The organism is Thermodesulfobacteriota bacterium (genome assembly GCA_040758155.1).
GTDB lineage: Bacteria > Desulfobacterota > Deferrimicrobia > Deferrimicrobiales > Deferrimicrobiaceae > UBA2219.
This window is the reverse complement of sequence record JBFLWB010000167.1, coordinates 1-4,190: the sequence shown is the minus strand read 5'-3', so window position 1 is coordinate 4,190 and position 4,190 is coordinate 1. Positions and strand designations below refer to the sequence as shown.

General features: G+C 65.9%; 4 protein-coding genes. 1 reads left to right on the top strand and 3 read right to left on the bottom strand.

Features of this window, described 5'->3' with window-relative positions; genetic code table 11:
* Both AB1346_11655 and gmd read right to left on the bottom strand, forming a co-directional pair.
* Nucleotides 1–821 (bottom strand): NAD-dependent epimerase/dehydratase family protein (locus AB1346_11655; protein ID MEW6721095.1); only part of this gene is annotated, 821 nt, incomplete at its 3' end.
* A 152-nt stretch (nucleotides 822–973) separates the two neighbouring features.
* Nucleotides 974–2,014 (bottom strand): GDP-mannose 4,6-dehydratase, encoded by a 1,041-nt coding sequence (gene gmd, locus AB1346_11650; GenBank protein MEW6721094.1) that lies wholly within the window; start codon nucleotides 2,012–2,014, stop codon nucleotides 974–976.
* A 35-nt stretch (nucleotides 2,015–2,049) separates the two neighbouring features.
* Between gmd and AB1346_11645 the strand changes: the two genes are divergently transcribed.
* Nucleotides 2,050–3,366 (top strand): M20/M25/M40 family metallo-hydrolase, encoded by a 1,317-nt coding sequence (locus AB1346_11645; GenBank protein ID MEW6721093.1) that lies wholly within the window; start codon nucleotides 2,050–2,052, stop codon nucleotides 3,364–3,366.
* On the opposite strand, the gene AB1346_11640 is transcribed toward AB1346_11645, so the two are convergent.
* The coding region (locus AB1346_11640) for an MBL fold metallo-hydrolase (GenBank protein ID MEW6721092.1) at nucleotides 3,333–4,190 on the bottom strand (858 nt) is incomplete at its 5' end. The genes AB1346_11645 and AB1346_11640 overlap by 34 nt on opposite strands.

The following is a 4,190-nucleotide window of genomic DNA, read 5'->3' as shown; positions in this document are numbered from 1 at the left end:
TCCCGGACGACCTTGCCCTTGTACCCGGTCATCTCCCGGATCCGCTCGATCAGGTCGTTGATGGCGATCTCGCGCCCCGCGCCGATGTTCACCGGGTCGGGGCCATTATAACGCTCCGTCGCCAGCGCGATCCCTTCCGCCGCGTCGTCCACGTAGAGAAATTCCCTGGAGACGGGGGCCCCTTCATAGTAACCGCTCCCCCAGACGGTCACTTCCGGATCGCCTGCTTCCCGGGCGTCGACGAATTTCCGGATCAGCGCGGGGATCACGTGGGATTTCTCCGGCTCGAAGAAATGGTCGCGCGGGCCGTAGAGATTCGCGGGAACCAGGTGGATCACATTGAAGCCGTACTCCTCCCGGTAAGCTCGACCCATCTCCATCATTGCCTTTTTAGCGATCCCGTAAGCCGCGTTGGTCGGCTCCGGGTAGCCCTCCCACAGGTCGTCCTCGCGGAACGGGATGCGGGGCGGCCGGAAAGGATACGCGCAGGCGGTGCCGATCTGGACGAACTTCGTCGCGCCCGCTTTCCGGGCTTCCTCCATCAAGTGGATGCCCATCGCGGCGTTGTCGTAGAAAAGCGCGCCGGGGTGCTCCCGGTTCCAGCCGATGCCGCCCGAGTTGGCCGCGAGGTGGATGACGATATCCCGTCCCGCGACGACTTCGGCGCACGCATCCGCGAGGCGCAGGTCGTACAGGAGATGCTCCGGGACGGCGATGTTCTCCGGCCGCGCGCCCCGCTCGGTAAGGATCCGGATCAGCGGGCCCCCGAGGAATCCAGCCCCCCCGGTGACCAGGATCTTCTTATCCGCAAGCACGCTCATTCCCTTCCGATCGTCAGAACAGGGACGTTCCTGAGAACTTCCGCAGAATGGGGACAGAGATGGGGGACATAGAAGCCGGTCTTGGGTAAGAGGTTATTCTCCCCACGTCTGTCCCTCTTCTGCGGAAGTTCTCAGGAACGTCCCTGTTCTGCCTATAACCTCGACCCCACCGGGAACCCTTTTGCGGCCAGGATCTTCCGGCCCTCGCCGGGGGAGGCGATGCCGGCGTTCTCGAGGTCGGCGTCCACCATGATCCGCACCAGCTCCCGGAACGTGACCTTCGGCTCCCAGCCGAGGAGCTTCTTCGCCTTCGAGGAATCGGCGACCAGGTTCTCGACCTCGGTCGGGCGGAAATATTTCGGGTCGATCCGGACATATTCCTTCCAGTCGAGCCCCGCGTATCCGAACGCCTCCACGAGGAACTCCTTCACCGAGTTGGACTGGCCGGTGCCGACGACGAAGTCGTCGCCATGATCGTGCTGGAGGATGCGCCACATCGCCTGGACGTATTCGAGGGCGAATCCCCAGTCGCGGCGGGCGTCGAGGTTCCCGAGGAACAGCTCCTTCTGCGTTCCCGTCTTGATGGCCGCGATCGCCCGGGTGATCTTCCGCGTGACGAAGGTCTCGCCGCGGCGGGGGGACTCGTGGTTGAAGAGGATGCCGTTGCTGGCGAACATGTTGTACGCTTCCCGGTAGTTGACCGCCATCCAATAGGAGAACAGCTTGGCGGCGCCGTACGGGGACCGTGGATGAAAGGGCGAATTCTCGTTCTGCGGCGGCGGAGTCGAGCCGAACATTTCGCTGGAGGAGGCCTGATAATACCGCGCCTTGCCGCCGGCACGGCGCAGCGACTCGAGGATGCGGATGGTCCCCAGGCCGGTGATGTCCGCCGTGTATTCGGGAACGTCGAAGGACACCCGGACGTGGCTTTGCGCGCCCAGGTGGTAGATCTCGTCGGGCTGCACGTTGTAGATGAGATTCGTGAGCTGACCCGCGTCCGAGAGGTCCCCGTAATGGAGGAACATCCGGGCGCCGGCGGCGTGGGGGTCGACGTAGATGTGGTCGAGCCGCCCCGTGTTGAAGGTCGAAGCGCGCCGGATGATCCCGTGGACCTCGTATCCCTTCGACAGCAGGAATTCCACGAGGTACGATCCGTCTTGTCCCGTGATGCCGGTCAGGAGCGCCTTGGGCATCCTGAAAATGTATCCCGAACGGAAAGGAAAGTCCAATGACGGACCCTGTGAGTCTCCTCCAGAGATACGTCCGGATCGACACCTCGAATCCGCCGGGAGACTGCCGCGAGGCGGCGGAGCTTTTATGCGGGGTCCTTCGGGAGAACGGCCTGTCGCCCGAGGTCTTCGGCGCGAAGCCGGAGAAGCCGAACGTCCTTTGCCATGTCGGTGGAACGGAGGAGCCGGGGCTGGTGCTGTTCCATCACATGGACGTGGTGCCGGCGAACGCGCGGGAATGGAGTGTGCCGCCCTTCTCGGCTGAAATCCGGGACGGCTGCATGTACGGGCGTGGGACCCTCGACACGAAAGGGCTCGGCGTCGCGCATTGGTGCGCCGCGCTCCGGGCGCTGAAGAACGGCATCCTCCGGAAGAAGCTGTTCCTCGCGGCGAACGCGGACGAAGAGGTCGGGGGGAGCGAAGGCGCGGAATATTTCGTGAAGCACCTCCCGTTCCCGCTCGGGAAGGCGTACGGGTTGACGGAAGGCGGGGTCGGCGTTACCGACCTCATCGGCGAAAAGGGGAAGTTCTTCCTTATGAACACCTGGGAGAAGGGACCTGTCTGGCTGAAGGTGTCGGCCAAGGGGATCGCCGGGCACGGAAGCAGCCCATCGGTGCGGGACGCGCCGGCCCGGCTGGCCAGGGCGCTCGCCCGGATCTCGGAATACCGGGAGCCTCCCCGGCTGACGGAGCCCGTCCGGGAGATGCTGCGGATCCTGCGCGGAAAGGGATACATCCATCTGAACGTCGATGCGGCGGGCGGGCGAAAGCGCGAGGCCGCGGCCCTGGAGGCGCTCTCGACACGGTTCCCCGAGATCGACGCGCTGCTGCGGAACACCTTCGCGGTGACGACGATGTCGGCCGGCTACAAGCCGAACGTGATCCCCGCTTCCGCAGAGGCGACGGTGGATGCCCGGATCCTTCCGGGAGAGGATCCCGAGGAGGTGGCCGCGCGCATCAGGGAGCTGGTCCGCAGCCTGAACGTATCCGTGGAGATCCTTTTCGCGGAGCGGCCCAACGGATCGCAGCCGGGGACCCTGTTCCGGGCGATCGAGGGGGCGATCCTTTCCGTCTACCCGGACGCCGTCGTCATGCCGTACATGTCGCCCAGCTTCACCGACTCGCGCTTCTACCGGTCGATCGGCATCCCCACGCTCGGCCTGATGCCGATGCTGCTTCCGCGCAGGGAGCACGGGAAGATCCACGGGGTGGACGAGAGGATCCCGATCGGGAGTCTCGGGGAGATGACGGACATCACCTACGCGATCGTCGAGCGGTGGAATCAGAACTCCACGGAGTCGCCGTTCCCCGGGTAGAGGTCGCTCGCGCTGCCGTGCCGCCCCGTGCCGCCGGCCACGGTCATCCCCCGGTCGCGCATCTTCCGGATCGCCGTCTCGCCGGTGCAGTGGTTGCAGGCGAACTTCCGGACGCCGAACGCCTGCAGCTTGTCGAGCAGCTCTTCCTGGGGCGGGCCCCACTCGCCGAACGGGGAGATGTGCAGGCCGCCGTACACGCCGTGGAACCCGGCGAACCCCTCGAAATGGTCCCGGGCGTACTCCAGCAGCGCCAGGACCCCCGGGTGGCAGCAGCCGGTGATGGTGACGATCCCCTTCCCCTCCACGTTCACGTAGAGGACCTGCTCCCCGTGCGTCTTCAGGAAGATCGGCTGGTCGAAGGTCACGGTCGCGGCGCCGGGAAACAGGGCGTGCGCGCCGGGAGGCATCTCGACCACCTCCCCCCGGTGGCCGGACTGCCTCAGCAGCTCCCGGCTGCGCTCCGAGAATCCCGCGGGGATCATCAGCTTCGCGTCCGGGCGGTGCTTCACGACCGCCGGCAGCCCCCAGAAATGGTCCACGTGCTCATGGGTGATGTAGACGAGGTCGATCTTCCCCTCTGCGAGCAGCCGGTCCACTCCCTCGCGCCGGAAGACCTCGTCCATGTACTCGACGTCCCACCCTACGTCCATCAGGATCTTCCACGGGCGGCCGGACCCGTCCGTCGCCTCCACCAGCGCCGACACCCCCGCCGCGTTCCCCGGGGTCCATTTCACGTCGAACTGGTCGACGGCGAGCCCCCCCGCGTCGCGCACGTCCATGCGCATCCGCGCGTTGTCGTGCCACGACACTTCGGAGAGGCACCG